The following is a 2,393-nucleotide window of genomic DNA, read 5'->3' on the forward strand; positions in this document are numbered from 1 at the left end:
GTCGGGGACGGGGTGGGGGTCGGCTGGGCGCCGATGATCCGCAGTCCCAGCGCGTCCGGGTCCATCGTGCGGATGTCGCGCGGACGGACCCGGGCCAGGGCGTCCCGCATGTAGTCGCCGAATATCGCGGCCGGGTACGAGCCGCCCGATACCGAACGTCCCCGCACGTCGGTCATCGGGACGTCCCCCTCGGGTCGCCCTACCCAGACGGCGGTGGCGAGCTGCGGGACGTACCCGACGAACCAGGCGTTCGTGTAGGAGTCGGTGGTCCCGGTCTTGCCGGCGACCGGACGCCCGATGGACGCGGCCCTACCGGTCCCGTCGGTGACGACGCCACGCAGCGCGCGGTTCATCACGGCCACGTGATCGCCCTCGAAGACCTGGTCCGGCTCGGCGTCCTCGCGTTCGTAGAGGACCTGTCCGCCCCGGTCCAGGATGCGGGTGATCGCGTAAGGCTGCGCGTACCGTCCCTCGGCGGCGAACGCCGCGTACACCCCGGCCATCTCGAGCGGGCTCACGCCCTCCTTCAACCCCCCGAGGGCCATCGCGCAGACGGCCGGGTTGACCGCGTCCTCGGCGACACCGGCATCGACCGCCACGTCGCGGACGGATCTCGGGCCGACCTCGGTGATCATCTGGGCGTAGACGACGTTCACCGAGGCCACCATCGCGTCGTCCATGTTCATCGGGGGGCCGCTCCCCTCCCCCTCGTAGTTGGAGACCGGCCAGGGCTCGCCCCGGCAGTCGAGCGTCTTGGGCGACGTCGGGTCGAAGGTGGATCGGGGGTCGATCCCCTCTCGCAGCATCGCCATGTAGACGAGCGGCTTGAAGGCCGACCCTGGCTGGCGTCTCCCCTGGGTGGCCACGTCGAACTCCTGGGCCGGGTCCAGACCCGAGACGAGCGCGCGGATCGCGCCGTCGCCGGGGACGACCGAGACGACCGCCGTGGCCGGGTCCCCCGGCTCGCCCAGGTTCTCCCGGACGGCCTCCACCGCCTCGTTCTGCATCCGCGCATCGAGGGTGGTCTCGATCCGGAACCCGCCCCGGCCGTGCAGCTGCCGGCGTCTCACCTCCGGGTCTGGGCTCAGAGCGTCCACCGTGAGAGCCTCGCGGCCCACGTACCGTACGAAGTGGGGGGCGATCCCGGTCCCGTCCACGGCCGGACCCCCCGGCACGACCTGGAGGGGAGCCGCCTCCGCGGCCTGGCGGTGCTCGGAGGAGAGCCACCCTTGGCCCTCCATCGAACGCAGGACGGCGTCCCTCCGGACCCGGACCGCCTCGGCGTCCTTGCGGGGGTCGAGTCCCTCGGGCGACCGGATCTTCGCGGCGAGCGTCGCCGCCTGGTCGACGGTGAGCCCGGAGGTCTCCACCCCGTAGAAGGAGCGGGCAGCGATCTGGACGCCGTACGCCCCCTGGCCGAAGTACACCTGGTTGAGGTAGCGCTCGAGGAGCTCGTCCTTCGAGTACGTGCGCTCGAGACGCGCCGCGTAGAGGAGCTCCCGGATCTTCCTGAGGAGCGTCCGCTCACCTCCGGTGTAGTTGATCTTCGCGAGCTGCTGGGTGATCGTGCTCCCCCCCTGCACGCGGCCACCGGTCACGTTGTTCAAGGCGGCCCGGACGATGGCCGCGGGCGAGACGCCGGAGTGGCTGTAGAAGCGGGCGTCCTCGGCGGCCAGGACGGCGTGGCGGACGTGCTCGGGGATCGAGTCCAGCGGGATGTGCTCGCGGTGCTCCGACCCCAGCCGGCCCACCTCCGTTCCATCGGCGGCGACGACCACCGTCGCCTCCGGCAGATCGTCGAACCCCCCGATATCCGGTGCGAACGGGGAAGCGACGAAGAGGATGATCTGGCTCACCCCGGTCGAGACGTCCGCCCGGGTCGCGGGGGCGGCGAGGATCCCGAAGAAGGCGACCGCCGTCGCCACCAGCAGCACCCTGCGCTGCATGGCCAGGTCCGGGTCCGATCCCGGGACGTTCGACCGCATGGATCTCATCACCTCGGGCGGCTCATTCCCGGGCCGGGGATGGTTCAACCTGGCCCGAAGGGACCGGTCCGCCCTGTCAGTCGCGGTCGAGCAGGGCGCTCACCGTGCGGTCGGCCAGGGCCTGTGCCGGCCCCATCCGCAGCGGCTCATAGGAGTCGCGCAGGGCGAGCGCCGCCGCGAACGCGAGGAGGGCGAGAGCGATCGCCGGCAGCGGGACGTGCGATGACCGGACCGGCGCGGCTGCGGCCAGGAAGACCGTCGGCGGCTCCGGGGTCGGCTGCGGGGTCGGGACCGGGCTCTCCGCCACGACCTCCTGGACGGGGTCCGCCCCCGCGCTCACGACGGCGGCCATCGGCGCGGCCGGAGCGGTGGGGATGTCCTTCTGGGTCTGGGAGCACGCGCAGCAGC

The 2,393-nt window shown here is 72.4% G+C and carries 2 protein-coding genes; both read right to left on the reverse strand.

Features of this window, described 5'->3' with window-relative positions; all coding sequences use genetic code 11:
• The coding region (locus tag VM840_12350; protein ID HVL82370.1) for a transglycosylase domain-containing protein at positions 1-1,985 on the reverse strand (1,985 nt) is incomplete at its 3' end.
• A 76-nt stretch (positions 1,986-2,061) separates the two neighbouring features.
• Positions 2,062-2,393: hypothetical protein (locus VM840_12355; GenBank protein ID HVL82371.1), on the reverse strand; the 332-nt coding region annotated here is incomplete at its 5' end.

The organism is Actinomycetota bacterium (assembly GCA_035540895.1).
Lineage (GTDB): Bacteria > Actinomycetota > JAICYB01 > JAICYB01 > JAICYB01 > DATLFR01.